An 18,280-nucleotide genomic window follows, 5' to 3' on the forward strand; every position below is an offset into this window, starting at 1 on the left:
TTATTGCAGCTGTTTCTTCTTATCGTTCTGTCTGTTCACCCAGGCGTTAATCAGCAGCGTTGCCGCCAGAATACCGCCCACCACGCCGAGGGAAACGGCGATCGGAATGTGGTAGAAATCGACGATCAGCATCTTGATACCGATAAACACCAGGATCACCGACAGACCATATTTCAGCATCGAGAAGCGTTCCGCCACGCCTGCCAGCAGGAAGTACATCGCACGCAGGCCGAGAATCGCAAACAGGTTAGAGGTCAGCACGATGAACGGGTCGGTGGTCACCGCGAAAATCGCCGGGATGCTATCAACGGCGAAAATCACGTCGCTCAGCTCAACCAGGATCAGCACCAGCAGCAGCGGCGTGGCGAACAGCACGCCATTTTTACGGGTGAAGAAGCGCTCGCTCTCGATTTTATCCGTCATGCGCAGATGGCTGCGGATCCAACGCACCAGCGGCTTATCGCCGATCCCGGAATCATCTTCTTTCGCCAGCGCCATTTTCACCCCGGTAAACAGCAGGAAGGCGCCGAACACGTACAGTAGCCATTCGAACTGCGAAATCAGCCAGCTGCCGGTGAAGATCATAATGGTACGCAGGACAATCGCGCCGAGGACGCCATACACCAGTACCCGGCGCTGTAGCGCAGGCGGCACGGCAAAGTAGCTAAAGAGCATTAACCAGACGAAGACGTTATCGACCGCCAGTGATTTTTCGATCAGATAACCGGTGAGGAAGGCTAACGCCTGCGGATCGGCGACGGCGCGGCCCTGCGTTTGCACCAAATACCACCAGAAAGCGGCGTTAAACAGCAGGGAGAGGGTGACCCACAGGATGGACCAACCGGCGGCCTGCTTCATGGTCATGGTATGCGCACCGCGCCTTCCCTGAAGCAGTAAATCGATCGCCAGCATGATGACCACGACTACAGCGAATCCGCCCCATAATAACGGCGTGCCGACACTATTCATTGCGTTATTCCTTACATAAAAACAAAACGGCTGTCGTCGGAAGACGGCAGCCGCTGCGCTTTTATGCATAGACCTCGCCTTCCGGCAAGGTCTCACTTACAACAAGAGCGGACATGGATCCTTGATCTTGTTGCCCGGCGACCGGATGCGGTTTTGCACGCATCGTAATGACGATCGACCGGCCAGGAAGTTACTCCCCTTTGCACGTAACAAAGTATTACAAGTTATAAAGGGCGTCAATGGAGGTCGAGGGCCCATTTACACTCCTTTACTCCACAGGCTGAGTATCCGCCGGGAAGACTACGCCGGTTTGGCGACGGATTTCGCTAAGCAGTTTTGCCGTAATGCGGCTGACTTCAAGCCCTGGATGAGCGACGTCGTTGGTTTCCACCAGCCGCGCGAACGCTTCCGCTTCATACAGCATAGTATTGATGTGCTGAGGCTGGGTGAGATCCTGCGCTTTGCCGCCGCGTGGAATAAAGGCTACCTTCTGGCATTCGGAGATTTTCTCAATCACCAGCGCGCCTTCTTCGCCCTGGATTTCGCTGGGGATAGTGGAGTCGCTGACCTTCGAGTGGTGCAGGGTGACATCGAAATCGCCGTAGCTCAGCACCACCGTGCCCTGGCCATCAACGCCGCTCGCCAGCAGGCTGGCGCTGGCATGGACCGTTTGCGGTTCGCCCCACAGCGCGACCGCCGAGGCGAGACAGTAAAAACCGATATCCATAATCGAGCCATTGGAAAAGGCCGGGTTGAAAGTATTCGGGTTTTCGCCGTCGAGATAGCGCTGGTAGCGCGACGAGTACTGACAGTAGTTGATGAAGGCTTTGCGCAGTTTGCCCACTTTATCGAGCGCTTCGCGCAGCAGCAGGAAGTTGGGCAGGCTGGCGGTTTTGAAGGCTTCAAACAGCACCACGTTGTTTTCTTTAGCCACGGCAATCGCCGCTTCAACCTCTTGCAGGTTCGATGCCAGCGGCTTTTCGCAAATCACGTGCTTTTTATGGCTCAGGAACAGACGGGTTTGCGGGAAGTGTAGCGAGTTCGGGCTGGCAATATAGACCGCGTCAACGTCAGGGCTCTGCGCCAGTTCATCGAGCGAAGTAAACAGATGCTCGACCGGGTAGTCATTAGCGAAAGCTTGCGCCTGTTCAAGGCTGCGGGAATAAATCGCGGTGAGTTTAAATTTACCGGTTTCATGGGCGGCATCGACAAACTGCTTAGTAATCCAGTTTGTGCCAACAACTGCGAAACGTATCATAAACGTTGACGAACTCCGTTAAAGGGGACCTTTCGTCACTCTAGCACGCCATGATGACAAAACGAGTGCGCTATCACGCAGAACGGTTTAACGAAAGGTGCGTCAGCCACAGGCGGGTATCAAACTCTAGCTGGTGATACTGCGGCTCCATATGACAGCACAGCTGATAGAAGGCCTTATTGTGATCCTTCTCTTTTAAGTGCGCCAGTTCATGAACCACGATCATGCGCAGAAACGCTTCCGGCGCGTCGCGAAACACCGTCGCTACGCGAATTTCCGCTTTAGCTTTCAGTTTGCCGCCCTGAACGCGGGAAATAGCGGTATGCAGGCCAAGCGCGTTCTTCAGAACGTGGATTTTACTGTCGTACATCACCTTATTGATTGGCGCCGCCCCGCGCAGATAGCGGGCCTTCAGATCCTGGGTGTATTGATATAACGCCTTATCGCTGTTGACATCATGCCCCTGCGGATAGCGCTTTTGCAGCACCTCGCCGAGGCGACCTTGCTCGATTAAGGTCGTCACCTGCGACAGCAGCGATTCGGGGTAGCCCTGAAGGTAAGGTAGCGTGTTCATGGTGAAAAAAGTTTACTTCTCCGGAGAATTGAGCGATAACACGCGCGAATTTTAGCATTTCGGAGGGGCGATGAGCCAGGTAGAGTTAAACGGTGAGTTATTCACATTAGAGCGGTTCCCACCTAACGCTGAAGAAGAAGCGCTTCAGGCATGGGAAGCGGCGGATGAATATCTGCTGCAACAGGTGAATGACGTCGACGGCCTGACGCTCATCTTCAACGACGGCTTCGGCGCGCTCTCCTGCGCGCTGGCGGAGCGCAACCCGGTCAGCATCAACGACTCCTTTATTTCCGAGCTGGCGACCCGCCACAACCTGCGGATGAACGGTATCGATGAAGAGAGCGTGCGCTTTCAGGATAGCCTGAGCCCGCTGCCGGCCTCGCCGGCGCTGGTGCTGATTAAGGTGCCAAAACAGCTGGCGCTGCTGGAACAGCAGCTGCGCGCGCTGCGCGAAGTGGTGACGCCGGAAACCCGCATTATCGCCGCGGCGAAAGCCCGTGACGTACACAACTCGACGCTGGCGCTGTTTGAAAAAATCCTCGGTACCACCACCACCTCGCTGGCGTGGAAAAAAGCGCGTCTGATCCACTGCGTTTTCACCGCCCCTAAGCTTGCCGATGCGCCGCAAACCTACAGCTGGAAGCTGGACGGCACGCCGTGGACCATCCATAACCACGCCAACGTTTTTGCCCGCAGCGGACTGGATATCGGCGCGCGTTTCTTCCTGCAGCATTTACCGTCTGATTTAGAAGGCGAGATCGCCGATCTTGGCTGCGGCAATGGGGTGATTGGCCTGCAGGCGCTGGCGCAAAACCCAAACGCCAGCGTGATGTTCACCGATGAGTCGCACATGGCGGTGGCTTCCAGCCGTTTGAACGTCGAGCGCAACCTGCCGGACGATATCGCACGCTGTGAATTCATGGTCAACAATTCGCTTTCCGGCATAGAGCCCGACCGCTTTACGGCGATTCTGTGTAATCCGCCGTTCCATCAGCAGCACGCCATTACCGACCATATTGCCTGGCAGATGTTTAACGATGCCCGCCGCAGCCTGAAATACGGCGGCGAGCTATACGTCGTCGGCAACCGCCACCTCGATTACTTCCGTAAACTGAAGCGCGCTTTTGGTAATTGCACGACCATTGCGACGAACAATAAGTTTGTCATTTTGAAAGCAACGAAGGTGCGTAAACAGCGCTGATGCATGTCGCTGTTTCCCCCGGCTTGCGGCTTTCGCCTTAGCCGGGCTACTGACTGTCGCCTTAGCCGGGCTACCTTTCGGGATTATCGTGGTAGCCCGGGGAAGGCGCATCGCGCCGCCCCCGGGACACGGCTAAATCGCCAGCGCCAGTTTTGTGCCCTGGGCAATCGCCCGGCGCGCATCCAGCTCCGCCGCCACGTCGCAACCGCCGATTAAATGCACCGTTTTCCCCGCCGCGCGCAGCGGTTCCGCCAGCTCGCGGCGCGGTTCCTGACCGGCGCAGATAACTACCTGATCGACCGCCAACAGCTGGCGCTCGCCGCCGATAGTGACGTGTAACCCTTCATCATCGATCTTTTCATAGCTGACCGCCGGGATCATTTTCACGCCGCGCGCCAGCAGCGTCGCGCGGTGGATCCAACCGGTAGTTTTGCCGAGCCCTTCGCCCGGTTTGCTGGCTTTGCGCTGCAGCATCACAATCTGTCGCGGGCTTTTACTCAACTGCGGGCCTTCAGGACTCAGCCCTCCCGCCGTTTGCAGGCTGGTATCGATACCCCATTCGCGGCAGAACTCGCCGATATCCTGGCTGGTGGCCGCGCCCGACTGGCTTAAATACATCGCGGTATCGAAGCCGATACCGCCGCAGCCGATAATCGCCACCTTCGCGCCAACCGGCGCTTTGTCGCGCAAGACATCCAGGTAGCTCAGCACCTTGGGATGATCGATCCCGGCGATCGCCGGCAGGCGCGGGGCGATACCGGTGGCGAGGATCGTCTCATCGAACGTCAGCAGATCGTCTGCCGTGACGCGGGTGTTCAGGCGTAGATCGACACCATGAAGATCGAGCATGGTGCGGTAGTAACGCAGCGTCTCGTGGAACTCCTCTTTGCCGGGGATCTGTTTGGCGATATTAAACTGGCCGCCGATCTCCGGGAGCGCATCGAACAGCGTGACCTGATGGCCGCGGGCGGCGGCGTTAACGGCGAAAGCCAGGCCGGCAGGCCCGGCGCCGACCACCGCCAGCCGTTTAGGCGCGTTGGCGGGCAGGACCGGCATCAGGGTTTCATGACAGGCGCGCGGGTTGACCAGACAAGAGGTGACTTTGCCGGCGAAGATCCGATCGAGACACGCCTGGTTGCAACCGATGCAGGTGTTGATCTGATCGGCGCGATCGCGCTGCGCTTTCGACATAAATTCGGCGTCGGCGAGGAACGGGCGGGCCATCGATACCATATCGGCATCGCCGCGGGCGAGAATATCCTCCGCGACCTGCGGATCGTTGATGCGGTTGGTGGTAATCAGCGGGATCGACACCGCGCCTTTCAGCTTGCGGGTGACCCAGCTGAAAGCCCCTCGCGGTACCGGCGTGGCGATGGTCGGAATGCGCGCTTCGTGCCAGCCGATGCCGGTATTAATGATTGTCGCTCCCGCCGCTTCGATGGCTTGGGCCAGTTCGGTGACCTCCGCCAGCGTGCTACCGCCGTTGACCAGATCGAGCATCGACAGACGGTAGATGATAATGAAATCGTGGCCGGCGCGCTGGCGCACCGCCTTAACCACTTCAATGGCGAAACGCATGCGCCTGGCATAATCGCCGCCCCATTGGTCGTCGCGCTGGTTGGTGCGCGCGGCGAGAAATTCGTTAATCAGATAGCCCTCAGAGCCCATCACTTCGACGCCGTCATAGCCCGCTTCGCGCGCCAGCTGGGCGCAGTGGGCAAAATCATCGATAAGCGTAAGGATCTCATCGTGGCTCAGTTCATGGGGCGTAAAACGGTTGATCGGCGCCTGTAGCGCCGAGGGGGCGACCAGCGCGGGCTGATAGCTGTAGCGCCCGGTGTGCAGGATCTGCAGAGCGATTTTGCCGCCTTCCTGGTGTACCGCGTCGGTAATATGGCGATGGTGCGCCAGATGGCTGGCATCATTGAGTACCGCGCCGCCGGCCATGGTGACGCCAGAGGGCGCCGGGGCGATGCCGCCGGTGACGATCAGCGCCACGCCGTGGCGGGCGCGCTCGGCGTAAAAGGCCGCCAGCCGCTGCGCGCCATCCGGTAACTCTTCCAGCCCGGTATGCATTGAGCCCATCAACACGCGGTTTTTGAGCGTTGTGAAGCCCAGCTCAAGCGGGGCGAAAAGCGACGGATAGCGGCTCATAGTGGCTTCCAATGTAAAATTATTGTTATGTGGTCGGATGAGTTACTAATTTAGCCGTCGCGGAGAAAAAGGGAAAAGGGGAGTGCGGTGATTGTGATGGGATTCAAAGAACGGAACACGTTGTCCCTCACCCCGACCCTCTCCCAAAGGGAGAGGGAGAAAGGCGGACCGGCACCGATATTCAACGCTAGTGCCGAACGGTTCCCTCACCCAAAGGGCGAGGGGGAAAGGCGGATCGGCATCGGTATTCAAGGCTAGTGCCGAACGGTTCCCTCACCCAAAGGGCGAGGGGGAAAGGCGGACCGGCATCGGTATTCAAGGCCTGCGCCGAACGGTTCCCTCTCCCAAAGGGCGAGGGGGAAAGGCGGATCGGCATCGGTATTCAAGGCTAGTGCCGAACGGTTCCCTCACCCAAAGAGCGAGGGGGAAAGGCGGAGCGGCATCGGTATTCAAGGCCTGCGCCGAACGGTTCCCTCTCCCAAAGGGCGAGGGGGAAAGGCGGATCGGCACCGGTATTCAAGGCCTGCGCCGAACGGTTTCCGCTCAAAGGGCAAGGGGAAAGGCGGACCGGCAGCGGTATTCAAGGCTAGTGCCAAACGGTTCCCGCTCAAAGGGCAAGGGGAAAGGCGGATCGGCACTGGTATTCAAGGCCAGTGCCGAACGGTTCCCTCTCCCACCGGGAGAGGGTTAGGGTGAGGGGACTACGCGCTGGCGGCGCTCCAGACCCGGCGCTTGCCACATCGACGTTGTCAGCCCGCTATCCACCAGACCCAACTGATCGGCGTACACCGTTTGCCACTTGCTCATCATCTCCTGATACAGCTCGCGATGCTGCGGATTAGGGGTGAACTCGCGATGCCAGCTCACTAACCGCTCTCCGGTACTGGCCATATCGCCATACAGTCCGGCGCCGGTTCCGGCGGCGATGGCGCAGCCCAGAGCGGTGGCTTCGCGGACCACCGGCACCCGCACCGGCAGGCCGGTGACGTCGCTGAGGATCTGGCTCCACAGCGCGCCTTTAGAGCCGCCGCCGGCAAACACCAGGCTCTCGAATGTCACGCCGGAGAACTGCGAAATCTGCGCCAGGTTGCAGGCGGAGACAATCGCCGCGTTCTCCTCCAGCGCGCGGAACAGGGTCGCTTTGTTGCACTTCTCCGGATCGATGGAGAGGTTAATAAACGACGGCGCGGCGTGGTACCACTGCTTAAAGTGCATAGCGTCGGAAAAAATAGGCATCACGCCGTGGGATCCGGCGGGCACGCGGCTGGCCATCTCCTCCAGCAGCGAATAGGCATCAACGCCGAGCCGCTCGGCAATCAGTTTTTCTTCAGCGCAGAAGGCGTCGCGGAACCAGCGCATGGTCAGCCCGGTAAAGAAGCTGATCGATTCCGCCTGCACCATGCCGGGAATGACATGAGGATTAACGCGAATATTCATCTGCGGATCGGTACGCACCTGCGGCAGGTTGACCACCTGCTGCCAGAAGGTGCCGCCGAGTACTGCGGTTTGCCCGGCACGCACCACCCCAAGGCCCAGGCAGCCGAGCTGGACGTCGCCGCCGCCCATCACCACCGGTGTCCCGGCGCGCAGGCCGCTCTGCTGCGCCGCCGCTTCGGTGACGGCGCCCAGCAGGGTACCGGTCTCTTTGACCGGCGACAGCATATCGGCGCGCAGTCCGGCCATATCCAGCAGCGCCGGGCGCCAGTCGCGGCTGAACAGATCGAGCATGCCGGTGGTGCCGGCGTTTGACGGGTCGACCGCCAGCTCGCCGGAAAGCTTCGCCGCCAGCCAGTCGCTGATCATGGTGATGGTCGCCGCTTTGCGGTAGATATCGGGGCGGTGGTGCGCCAGCCACAGCAGGCGCGGCATGGCGCTTAGCGCCAGGGTTTGTCCCGAGACCTCGTACACCTCGGATTCAAAACGATAGTCGTGGATCTCCTTAAGCTCCGCCACTTCGCGGCTGGCGCGGGCATCGACGTTGGCGCAGGCCCAGATGGCCTCGCCGTCGCGGTCATAGAGGACGATCCCTTCGCGCATCGAACAGCAGGCGACGGACTGAATATCGGCGGCAGAGAGTCGGGCGGCGTCGAGCGCCTGGCGAATGCACTGGCAGGCCAGCTGCCAGTTGGTAGTAAGGTCGAACTCCATCGAGCCGGGGACGTTATCAACGCTCAGGTGTTTCCATTCGGCCTGGCCTACCGCCAGCTGGCGGCCATTAAGATCGAAAATGACCGCCCGAATGCTGCCGGTCCCGGCATCTAACGCTAACAGGTAACTCATGACATGCGCCTCGCTGTTGTCGCGCGGCGCCAGGCCGTCAGGAGGCCAGTGCGAGCACCGCGCGTGCTGTTGTCTCTTCCGTTACCAGGCCATTAATGCGCTTGCCAATCAGAGCGGCATGAATCGCCTGCGCTTTTTGTTCTCCCCCGGCGACGCCGACGATGGTGGGCAGCTGCGCCAGCTCATCAAGGGTTACGCCGAGGAGTTCCCGATGGATCTCCAGTCCTTCTACCGGCCGGCCGTCGGCCTGCAGGAAATAACCTAAAATGTCGCCGACCGCGCCTTTGCGCGCGTACATCAGCTGTTCGCCCTCGCTGATATAGCCGGAGCGTAAAATGGTGGCGTCGCGCCGCTGATCGATGGCGCCAATGCCAACCACCGCCGCGTCCGCCGCCATCGCCGCCAGCATCACGTCGCGCACGCTCGACTCGCGGCGCAGGATCTCGGCGACCTCCGCCGAAGAGACCCGCAGCGGCGCCGGAATAATGCTGACGCTGCAGGCGGCATCAAGCTGGCCGATGCCGGTCATATAAGGGCCGACGCCGCCGGAGAGGGTCACCAGCCGCACCTGCTGCGAGCCAATAAATCCGCTGAGATGCTGCAGGCAGCTCATGGTGGCTTCGCCGAACCCGACCGCCAATAATTGCCCCGGTTGCAGAATGCCCATCAGCGACTGCGCCGCGCCGATCCCCAGCCGGGTATTCATCGGCGGGGTATTGAGCGCCGGCAGCACGCGGGCAAGCTTGAGGCCAAAACGCTGCTGGAGTTCGCTTTCCAGCGCCAGGCAGCCCTCATAGCGCGAGTTGATCTGCACACGGATCACTCCGGACTGGCGGCCTTTCTCCAGCAGGCGGGAAATCTTCAGCCGTGGCAGCCCCAAACGCTCGCCGATGTCATTTTGCGTCAGGCCATCGTGGTAGTAACACCACGCCACCCGCGCCACCAGCTCTTCCTCGGCTAACGCCAGCCCGGCGTAGCGGTTCTCTTCCGTAATGCGTTTTTCGCTCATAAATTGAACTCTTATAAAAATTTAGATCATATGTTCGCTATTGCGCGGTCGGAAAGTGTGAGCCGACTGGCAAAACGGATCTTTCATCGCTGGCGCATTTATTCCTGACGATCTAAAGCACCAAAGTGTGATCTTCGCACGGTTGTAAATATAGTTCACCGTCTACGCTTTTGAACATTATTAAATTTAAAAATCATTTGTTCAATCGAGGCGCGATGATGAAGCCACTGTTTGAAGCTCGTCAGATTTGCAAACAGTTCTCCGGCGTTGGGGTGCTGAAGGGCATCGATTTCACGCTATGCGCGGGCCAGGTGCATGCGCTGATGGGCGGCAACGGCGCGGGTAAATCAACGCTGATGAAGATCATCGCTGGCGTTGAAACGCCGGACAGCGGTGAACTGACGCTCGGCGACCGCGCGTTTGCGCGTCTCAATCCGGCGCTGGCGCACCAGCTGGGCATCTATCTGGTGCCGCAGGAGCCGATGCTGTTTCCCAACCTCAGCGTGCGCGAGAACATTCTCTTCCGCCTGTCGAAGCGCGCGGATACCGCCGCGCGGTTGCAGGACAAACTGCAGCAGTTGAACTGCCAGATCAACCTCGACGCCAGCGCCAGCACGCTCGAGGTAGCCGATCAACAGATGGTCGAGATCCTGCGCGGACTGATGCGCGAGGCCAGGATCCTGATCCTGGATGAACCCACCGCCTCTTTAACGCCGGGTGAAACCGAGAGGCTTTTTAGCCAGATCCGCGCGTTACAGGCGCTGGACGTTGGGATCGTCTTTATCTCACACAAATTGCCCGAAATCCGCCAGCTTGCCAGCCATATTTCGGTGATGCGCGATGGCGCGGTGGTGCTGAGCGGCGAGACCGCGGCTTATCGCGATGAGCAACTGATTAACGCTATGACGCCGGCCAGCCGCGACCATGCGCTGAGCGACACGCAAAAGCTGTGGCTGGCGCTACCGGGCAACCGGCGTACTCAACCGCAGGACTTTCCCGTGCTACGGGTGGAGGATCTCACCGGAGAAGGTTTTATCGATCTCAATCTGGAGATCCGCGCCGGAGAGATCGTCGGTCTGGCCGGGCTGGTGGGATCCGGGCGCACCGAATTTGCTGAAACCCTATACGGCCTGCGTCCACCGCGCGCCGGGCGGATCTGGCTGGAGAATCGCGAGATCGGCCGCGATAGTATCCGCGCCAGGCTAGCCAGCGGGCTGGTCTATCTGCCGGAAGACCGCCAGGTCTCGGGGCTGTTTCTCGATGCGCCGGTGCGCTGGAACACGGTGATGTTCAATCAGCCGTCGTGGTGGCAGCAGGGGAAACGGGAGGCGGCGGTGGTTGAGCGCTATCACCGTGCGCTGGGGATCAAGCTGGCCGATGGCGATCAGCCGGTGCGCACTCTCTCTGGCGGTAACCAGCAGAAGGTACTGCTGGCGCGCTGTCTGGAAGCCAATCCGTTACTGCTGATTGTCGATGAGCCGACGCGCGGCGTGGATGTCTCCGCCCGCGCCGATATCTATCAACTGCTAAAAAGCGTTGCCGCGCAAAACGTGGCGGTGTTGATGATCTCCAGCGATCTGGATGAGTTCGTTGGCCTGGCCGACCGGGTGCTGGTGATGCATCAGGGCCGCTACAGTGGCGAATTGGCGCGGCAGGCGGTCACCGTCGATCGCATGATGACCCTGGCCTTCGGAGGGCAGGCATGAAAACGTTACTGAAGAATCGCGAACTGAGCGCCTTCTTTGCCATCGTGGCGCTCTTTGTTGTGCTGGTGGCGCTCAATCCAGCCTATTTCAGCCTGCAGACCCTGGCGATGATTTTCGCCAGCTCGCAGATCCTCTGCCTGCTGGCATTAGGCGCGACGCTGGTGATGCTGACCCGCAATATTGATGTGTCGGTAGGCTCGACCGTTGGGCTGTGCGCCATCGCCGTCGGCGTGGCGCTGAACAACGGTTACGGGCTGGCGACGGCTATCGCCTTCGCGCTGGCGATTGGCGCGCTGGCCGGGGCTTTTAACGGCCTGCTGGTCGTGGGACTGCGCATTCCGGCGATCGTCGCGACGCTCGGTACGCTGGGGTTGTATCGCGGAGTGATGCTGCTGTGGACCGGCGGGAAATGGATCGAGGGCTTGCCCGACAGCCTGAAATCGCTCTCGGAGCCCGCGTTTATTGGCGTGTCGCCGCTGGGCTGGCTGGTGCTGGCGCTGCTGCTGGCGGGCGGCTGGCTGCTGTCGCGCACCGCCTTTGGTCGTGATTTTTACGCCGTTGGCGATAATCTCGCCGCCGCGCGTCAGCTGGGCGTGGCGGTCAACCGCACGCGGATGCTGGCCTTTACCCTCAACGGCATGCTGGCGGCCTGCGCCGGGATCGTCTTCGCCGCGCAAATTGGTTTTGTGCCTAATCAGACCGGCAGCGGGCTGGAGATGAAAGCCATCGCCGCCTGCGTACTGGGCGGGATCTCGTTGCTCGGCGGTACCGGTACGCTGCTCGGCGCGTTTCTCGGCGCCTTTTTCCTCACCCAAATCGACACCGTGCTGGTGCTGTTCCGCCTTCCCGCCTGGTGGAATGACTTTATCGCCGGCCTGGTGCTGCTCGGCGTGCTAGTGCTCGATGGCCGCCTGCGCCAGGCGCTGGCCCGCCATCAGCGGGCGCTAAAGTACAGCCGTTTCCAGCCCGGTAATAAAGGGGGCAAACAGGTTGCCCGCTTTCCCGAACGCAAAAGCAAAGAGGTGGCTTAAATGAAGCTGAAGCTTAACTGGGAAAGCGCGCTGCTGGCGTTGCTGATCGCGGAAATCCTGCTATTCGGCGCGTTGAATCCGCGCATGCTGGATCTCAATATGCTGCTCTTTAGCACCAGCGACTTTATCTGCATCGGCATCGTCGCGCTGCCGCTGACGCTGGTGATCATCAGCGGCGGGATCGATATTTCGCTGGGCTCGACCATCGGCCTGTGCGCTATCGCCCTCGGCGTAATGACCCAGGCGGGCTGGCCGCTGTGGCTGGCGGTATCGCTGACGTTGCTATTGGGGCTGCTGTGCGGGTTATTTAACGCCGCGCTGATTCACTACACCGGCATCAGCCCGCTGGTGATCACCCTCGGGACGCTGTATCTGTACGGTGGCGGCGCGCTGCTGCTTTCCGGGATGGCCGGCGCGACCGGTTACGAGGGGATTGGCGGTTTTCCCGATAGCTTCACCGCCTTCGCCAATTTAACCCTCGCAGGACTGCCGCTGCCGCTGGTGCTGTTCGCGATTATCACCTTTTTCTTCTGGCTGCTGGCCCATCGCGGGCGCTTTGGCCGCCACCTCTTTTTACTCGGGCAAAACCCGCGCGCCGCGCGCTATGCCGCGCTGTCGGTGAACGGCATCCCGTACGTGCTGTATGGCCTGGTTGGCGTCGCATCGGCGGTTGCAGCGCTGGTGATGGTCTCCTATTTCGGCTCGGCGCGTTCGGATTTAGGTCGCGACCTGCTGATGCCGGCGCTGACCGCGGCGGTGCTTGGCGGGGCCAATATTTACGGCGGCTCGGGATCGATACTGGGTACCGCGCTGGCGGCGTTGCTGGTGGGGTATCTGCAACAGGGTTTACAGATGGTCGGCATCCCCAACCAGGTGTCGAGCGCGCTGTCAGGGGCGCTGTTGGTTGTGGTGGTGATGGGGCGTTCGCTGAGCCTGCACCGTGAATGGGTGCGCGCAACCTGGCGGCGTCTTTTCTCGCATAAAACAATCGGAGCATAAAATGAAATTAAAACTGATCGTGCTGGCGCTGACGATGAGCGTGGTTACCGCGCAGGCGGCGGACCGCATCGCCTTTATTCCGAAGCTGGTTGGCGTCGGCTTCTTTACCAGCGGCGGCAACGGCGCGAAAGAGGCGGGGAAAGCGCTGGGCGTTGATGTCACCTATGACGGCCCGACCGAGCCCAGCGTCTCCGGCCAGGTGCAGCTTATCAACAACTTCGTCAACCAGGGCTACAACGCGATTATCGTCTCCGCCGTCTCGCCGGACGGCCTGTGCCCGGCGCTGAAGCGGGCGATGCAGCGCGGGGTGAAAGTCCTGACCTGGGATTCCGATACCAAACCGGAGTGCCGCAGCATCTATATCAACCAGGGCACGCCGCAGCAGCTCGGCGGCCTGCTGGTGGAGATGGCGGAAAAGCAGGTCAGCAAACCAGCCGCCAAAGTGGCGTTTTTCTACTCCAGCCCGACGGTGACCGACCAGAACCAGTGGGTGAAGGAAGCCAAAGCCAAAATCGAAAAAGAGCATCCGCAGTGGCAAATCGTCACCACCCAGTTTGGCTATAACGATGCCACCAAATCGCTGCAAACCGCCGAGGGGATTTTAAAAGCCTATCCGGATCTCGACGCCATTATCGCGCCGGATGCCAATGCGCTGCCGGCGGCGGCGCAGGCGGCGGAGAACCTCAAGCGTCAGGGCGTGGCGATCGTCGGCTTTAGTACTCCGAACGTGATGCGCCCGTACGTTGAGCGCGGCACGGTGAAAGCTTTCGGCCTGTGGGATGTGGTTCAGCAGGGCAAAATTGCGGTTAACGTCGCCGATCGATTGCTGAAAAAGGGCGATCTTAACGTAGGCGATAGCGTTGAGGTGAAAGATATCGGCTCGCTGAAGGTCGAACCGAATAGCGTGCAGGGCTACCAGTATGAAGCGAAGGGCAACGGTATCGTGCTGCTGCCGGAGCGCGTGGTGTTCAGCAAAGAGAATATCAACAACTACGACTTCTGACGGAGGATGAGATGGCTGATTTAGACGACATCAAAGAGGGTAAGGACTTCGGTATCGACCGCCCGCAGCAGAACACGCTGTATACCCTGAAAGGCTGCGGCTCGCTGGATTGGGGCATGCAGTCGCGGCTGGCGCGCATCTTTAATCCGCACAGCAACCGCACGGTGATGCTGGCCTTCGATCACGGCTACTTCCAGGGGCCAACGACCGGGCTTGAGCGTATCGACCTGTCGATTGCGCCGCTGTTTGCCGACACCGATGTGCTGATGTGCACCCGCGGCGTACTGCGCAGCCAGGTACCGGCGGCCACCAATAAGCCGGTGGTGCTGCGCGCCTCCGGCGGTAATTCGATTTTGAGCGAACTCTCTAACGAATGCGTGGCGGTGGCGATGGAAGACGCGCTGCGTCTCAACGTTTGCGCGGTGGCGGCGCAGGTCTATATCGGCAGCGAATACGAACATCAGTCGATCAATAACATCATCAAACTGGTGGATGCCGGCAATCGCTACGGTATGCCGGTCCTGGCGGTTACCGGCGTCGGCAAAGAGATGGCCCGCGATGCGCGCTACTTCTCGCTGGCCAGCCGGATTGCCGCCGAAATGGGGGCGCAGTTTGTGAAGACCTATTTCGTTGAGGAAGGTTTTGAAAAAGTAACCGCTAGCTGTCCGGTGCCGATCGTCATCGCCGGCGGTAAAAAACTGCCGGAGCATGAGGCGCTGGAGATGTGCTGGCGGGCAATTGACCAGGGGGCGTCCGGGGTGGATATGGGGCGCAATATTTTCCAGTCCAGCGCCCCGCGTGCGATGCTGAAGGCGGTGAAAAAGGTGGTGCATGAGAATCTGAACGCGCGCGAAGCGTATCAGTTCTGGCAGGAAGAAAAACAGGGAGAGCTGAAATGAACGTCACGCTGGTGGAGATCAATATTAAACCCGAGCGGGTGGATGAGTTTCTCGAGGTGTTTCGCGCCAACCACGAAGGCGCGCTGCGGGAACCGGGCAACCTGCGCTTTGATGTCCTGCAGGATCCAGAGGTGAAAACCCGCTTTTTTATCTACGAAGCCTATAAAGACGATGAGGCGGTGCTGGCGCATAAGAAGACGCCGCACTATTTAGCCTGCGTCGAAAAGCTGGAGGAGATGATGTCGCAGCCGCGGCAGAAACGCAGCTTTATCGGCCTATTACCGGCGGTGTGAGACGAGCCCTCACCCCGACCCTCTCCCGAGGGGAGAGGGAGAAAAGCGGGCCGGAGCAGTGAATAAAACGGCATCGAACGGTTCCCTCTCTCCAGTGGGAGAGGGAGAAAAGCGGGCCGGAGCAGTGAATAAAAACGGCATCGAACGGTTCCCTCTCTCCAGTGGGAGAGGGAGAAAAACGGTATCGGACGGTTCCCTCTCTCCCGTGGGAGAGTGAGAAAAGCGGGCCGGAGCATTGAATAAAAATGGCATCGAACGGTTCCCTCTCTCCAGTGGGAGAGTGAGAAAAGCGGGCCGGAGCATTGAATAAAAACGGCATCGAACGGTTCCCTCTCTCCAGTGGGAGAGTGAGAGAAGCGGACCGGAGCAGTGAATAAAAACGGCATCGGACGGTTCCCTCTCTCCAGTGGGAGAGGGAGAAAAGCGGGCCGGAGCAATGAATAAAAACGGCATCGAACGGTTCCCTCTCCCCTGTGGGGAGAGGGAGAAAAACGGCATCGGACGGTTCCCTCTCCCCTGTGGGGAGAGGGTTAGGGTGAGGGGAATTACTACTTACGGAAAAACTCGTTATACAACATATATAAATGCGCCGCGCTCCACGAGAAGTTGGGCGCCCCCTGCTGGGCGCCGGTCAGCGGATTGTAATTCTCCTGAATAGGGCCATCGGCGGTTAAGCCTTTGGCGTGCTGGAAGAAGGCGTCCGCCAGCTTCAGCGCCTCATCGCGATGACCGTAGCGCTCCATTCCCTTCAGGCCGAACCAGAACTGATCCACCCACACTCGTCCGCGCCAGTAAATATCGGCGCCAAAGGCCGGGTTGGTCAGCGCGGCGGTGCCCAGCGGCACAAAGGTGTTGAACTCTTTCGGGTCGAGCATCACCGAAACCACATCGTCAGCATGTTGCTGCGTCGCTGCGCCGTTAAACAGCGGCGACCAGCCTTCCGGCCCTTTGCCGCGCTCGACGATCGGTTTACCGGCGCAGCCGTTGGCCAGCGGTTGTTCCTCGATACGAATGTCGTAATAGAAGCGAGTCTGCGGGTCGAACATGCAGGTATTGATATAATCCGCCAGCTTCGCCGCCAGCGCCTGATAGCGCTTTGCCTCTTCCGCTTTGCCAAGAATCGTCGCCATCTGCGCCAGATAGTGGTTATCGCTGTACATATAGCTGGCCTGATCGACCGACTCCTGAAGCAGCGAATACCCCAGCAGGTTGCCGTTGCGGTCGCGGTTTTCGGCGAATTTCACCGTCCAGTCGCTGCGTTTGCCGCCGTTGGCGACGTATTTATCCAGCTGTTCTTTATCGATAAAACCAAATACCGCCGCATCGTCGCGCCCGGATTCCCACGATGCCGCTACCTGCGCCGGGATTTTGAGGTTGTCGTAATCGCCTTTGGCCGTCACCTGCTCGTAGGCGCTAAGGCCGGAAAGCGTCTGCTCGGTTTGCCCTTTTTTCACCGTGAACAGCATGGCGCCGTCGGCGGTGTTGTGCGCCTTATCGCGGGTCGCGCCATACTCCGGCACGCCGTTACCGTTATGGTCGCGGTTGCGTAGCCACCAGTCGTGATAGGCCACCAGCTTCGGATACATCTCTTCCAGCCATGCTTTATCTTTGGTGACGTTATACACCTCCATCACCGACCAGGCCGCGAGGCTTGGCTTGGTGTTGCGTTCGTTCCAGTTGCCGCCGTCGCCGCCGCGCTCGGGGCTCAGGTTCCAGGCAATCAGATCGGGCACAAATCCGGCATCCTGCGGGCGCACCTTATCATTGGCTTTAATCTGCCAGGAGAAGACGGCGCGGATATTCTCTTTGGCGATATCCGGGTTGAAGTGGGCCATGGCGTAGGCTTGCTTCCAGGTATCCCACGGCCAGGTCTGGTTGCCGGAGAACCAGCGGCCGGTCACGGATGGGGTGACGGTGTGGTAATGCACCGCGCCGCCCGGCGCGCGCCAGTTGCCGTTGAGCGTCTCAATGGCTTTCACCGCCACGCGGGTCTGTTCGGCGGTAGCGTCTGGATTGCTGAGACCTTTTTGCAGATAGCCGTCCCAGCGCTGTTCGGAGGCGGTGAGATAGTAAGCCGGGCGCGCCAGAATATCGCGGATCTGCGCTTTTTCCCGCCGCGCTTGCTCCGCGGTGAGCAGGTGCGAATAAGTGGTGTAGAGGGTGGTGGAGCCGCGGATCTCCGCGCTGCTGGTGAAGCGGTGACCGTCGATACGGGTCTCGGTTGCCAGCGAACGGTGGATTTGATACTGCGATTCGCCGGAAGTCATCAGGTCAGAGGCGGCGCGAACCTTGCCAAAGCTGACCGTCAGGCCGTCGGGCGTGGCGCTCAGACGGCGCTGATAGTCCGGGAAAGCTTGATCAATGGTTTTGCCCGACAGCGCTTTACCCTCTTTGGCGGCCAGTTTTTCCAGCAGTTCGCCATCCCACACCAGCTTCAGTGGAGTGTTGCTGGTGATTTTGGTCTCCACTAGCGAGGTATGGGCGCTGGCGAAGCGCAGCATCATCTCCACCTTCACGCCGGGCGCGGTCAGCGTTTGTTTCAGCGCGCCGGGCAGGCTCCAGGCCTGCAGGGTGAAATCGACCTTTTTGCCGTTCTGATACACCGTCAGGCGATCGAAGTTGGTGGCCATAAAGTTGATGTACTCTTCGGTCAGCAGCGCCGGGCCGGGGAAACCGCCCATGGTCGCCGGGCCGTCGGGCAGCAGGTGGCCGTGCCACGCCCCGAGGTCGAAAAAGGGGTTGAAGCGCTGGTGGTCATCGGCGTCGAAATCCTGCATATACTGCGGCGCGCCGCTACGATCGATGACGTTTTTAAACGCCTGCGCGGTGACGGCGTGGGCGGAAAAACTCAGCATCAGCGCGCAGGCCAGCGGCGTCAGCGTAGTGGTGAGGTTCATGGTATCT

The 18,280-nt window shown here is 60.0% G+C and carries 14 protein-coding genes; 7 read left to right on the top strand and 7 right to left on the bottom strand.

Translation table 11 applies throughout. The features are described 5' to 3' along the window. The 3 genes from KGA69_RS09385 to KGA69_RS09395 form a co-directional block, all read right to left on the bottom strand. Positions 1-969, bottom strand: a complete 969-nt coding sequence (locus KGA69_RS09385; protein WP_045394902.1) for a TerC family protein — start codon at positions 967-969, stop codon at positions 1-3. 268 nt (positions 970-1,237) lie between these two features. Then, complete coding sequence (locus KGA69_RS09390; RefSeq protein ID WP_045394900.1) at positions 1,238-2,227, bottom strand: Gfo/Idh/MocA family protein; 990 nt, start codon at positions 2,225-2,227, stop codon at positions 1,238-1,240. A gap of 73 nt (positions 2,228-2,300) precedes the next feature. Then, a complete protein-coding gene (locus KGA69_RS09395) occupies positions 2,301-2,801 on the bottom strand; it encodes a M48 metallopeptidase family protein (protein ID WP_045394898.1) in 501 nt (166 codons plus the stop codon). Between the two features lie 70 nt (positions 2,802-2,871). Here KGA69_RS09395 and rlmG point away from each other — a divergent pair, with 70 nt between their 5' ends. Then, positions 2,872-4,002, top strand: a complete 1,131-nt coding sequence (gene rlmG / locus KGA69_RS09400) for a 23S rRNA (guanine(1835)-N(2))-methyltransferase RlmG (RefSeq protein WP_047050306.1) — start codon at positions 2,872-2,874, stop codon at positions 4,000-4,002. Positions 4,003-4,134: 132 nt separating this feature from the next. Here rlmG and KGA69_RS09405 read toward each other — a convergent pair whose 3' ends face one another. The 3 genes from KGA69_RS09405 to lsrR all read right to left on the bottom strand — a co-directional run bounded on the left by KGA69_RS09405 (position 4,135) and on the right by lsrR (position 9,445). Next, positions 4,135-6,156, bottom strand: coding sequence for an NADPH-dependent 2,4-dienoyl-CoA reductase (locus tag KGA69_RS09405; RefSeq protein ID WP_045394894.1), 2,022 nt, complete (start codon positions 6,154-6,156; stop codon positions 4,135-4,137). A 687-nt stretch (positions 6,157-6,843) separates the two neighbouring features. Further along, positions 6,844-8,436: an autoinducer-2 kinase gene (gene lsrK, locus KGA69_RS09410; RefSeq protein ID WP_032733842.1), complete on the bottom strand. Its 1,593-nt coding sequence runs from the start codon at positions 8,434-8,436 to the stop codon at positions 6,844-6,846. 37 nt (positions 8,437-8,473) lie between these two features. Further along, complete coding sequence (gene lsrR, locus KGA69_RS09415) at positions 8,474-9,445, bottom strand: transcriptional regulator LsrR (RefSeq protein ID WP_045392282.1); 972 nt, start codon at positions 9,443-9,445, stop codon at positions 8,474-8,476. A gap of 218 nt (positions 9,446-9,663) precedes the next feature. Here lsrR and lsrA point away from each other — a divergent pair, with 218 nt between their 5' ends. From lsrA to lsrG, 6 genes are read left to right on the top strand one after another with little or no spacing between them, the layout of a single operon-like run. After that, complete coding sequence (gene lsrA, locus KGA69_RS09420) at positions 9,664-11,151, top strand: autoinducer 2 ABC transporter ATP-binding protein LsrA (RefSeq protein ID WP_045392280.1); 1,488 nt, start codon at positions 9,664-9,666, stop codon at positions 11,149-11,151. Then, positions 11,148-12,182, top strand: a complete 1,035-nt coding sequence (gene lsrC, locus KGA69_RS09425; protein ID WP_004174225.1) for an autoinducer 2 ABC transporter permease LsrC — start codon at positions 11,148-11,150, stop codon at positions 12,180-12,182. The genes lsrA and lsrC overlap by 4 nt, the downstream gene beginning before the upstream one ends. Next, positions 12,183-13,181, top strand: coding sequence for an autoinducer 2 ABC transporter permease LsrD (gene lsrD, locus KGA69_RS09430; protein ID WP_032415568.1), 999 nt, complete (start codon positions 12,183-12,185; stop codon positions 13,179-13,181). A 1-nt stretch (position 13,182) separates the two neighbouring features. Then, complete coding sequence (gene lsrB / locus KGA69_RS09435) at positions 13,183-14,184, top strand: autoinducer 2 ABC transporter substrate-binding protein LsrB (RefSeq protein ID WP_025710578.1); 1,002 nt, start codon at positions 13,183-13,185, stop codon at positions 14,182-14,184. Between the two features lie 11 nt (positions 14,185-14,195). Beyond that, positions 14,196-15,083, top strand: a complete 888-nt coding sequence (gene lsrF, locus KGA69_RS09440; RefSeq protein ID WP_032733837.1) for a 3-hydroxy-5-phosphonooxypentane-2,4-dione thiolase — start codon at positions 14,196-14,198, stop codon at positions 15,081-15,083. Then, entirely contained in the window at positions 15,080-15,376 is a 297-nt protein-coding gene (gene lsrG / locus KGA69_RS09445) for a (4S)-4-hydroxy-5-phosphonooxypentane-2,3-dione isomerase (RefSeq protein WP_045392277.1), read from the top strand. Before lsrF ends, lsrG begins: the two co-directional genes overlap by 4 nt. Before the next feature lie 548 nt (positions 15,377-15,924). On the opposite strand, the gene ygjK is transcribed toward lsrG, so the two are convergent. After that, positions 15,925-18,273, bottom strand: a complete 2,349-nt coding sequence (gene ygjK, locus KGA69_RS09450) for an alpha-glucosidase (RefSeq protein ID WP_213293028.1) — start codon at positions 18,271-18,273, stop codon at positions 15,925-15,927. Positions 18,274-18,280 lie beyond the last annotated feature (7 nt).

It is taken from the genome of Klebsiella sp. A52 (assembly GCF_018388785.1).
GTDB lineage: Bacteria > Pseudomonadota > Gammaproteobacteria > Enterobacterales > Enterobacteriaceae > Klebsiella > Klebsiella aerogenes.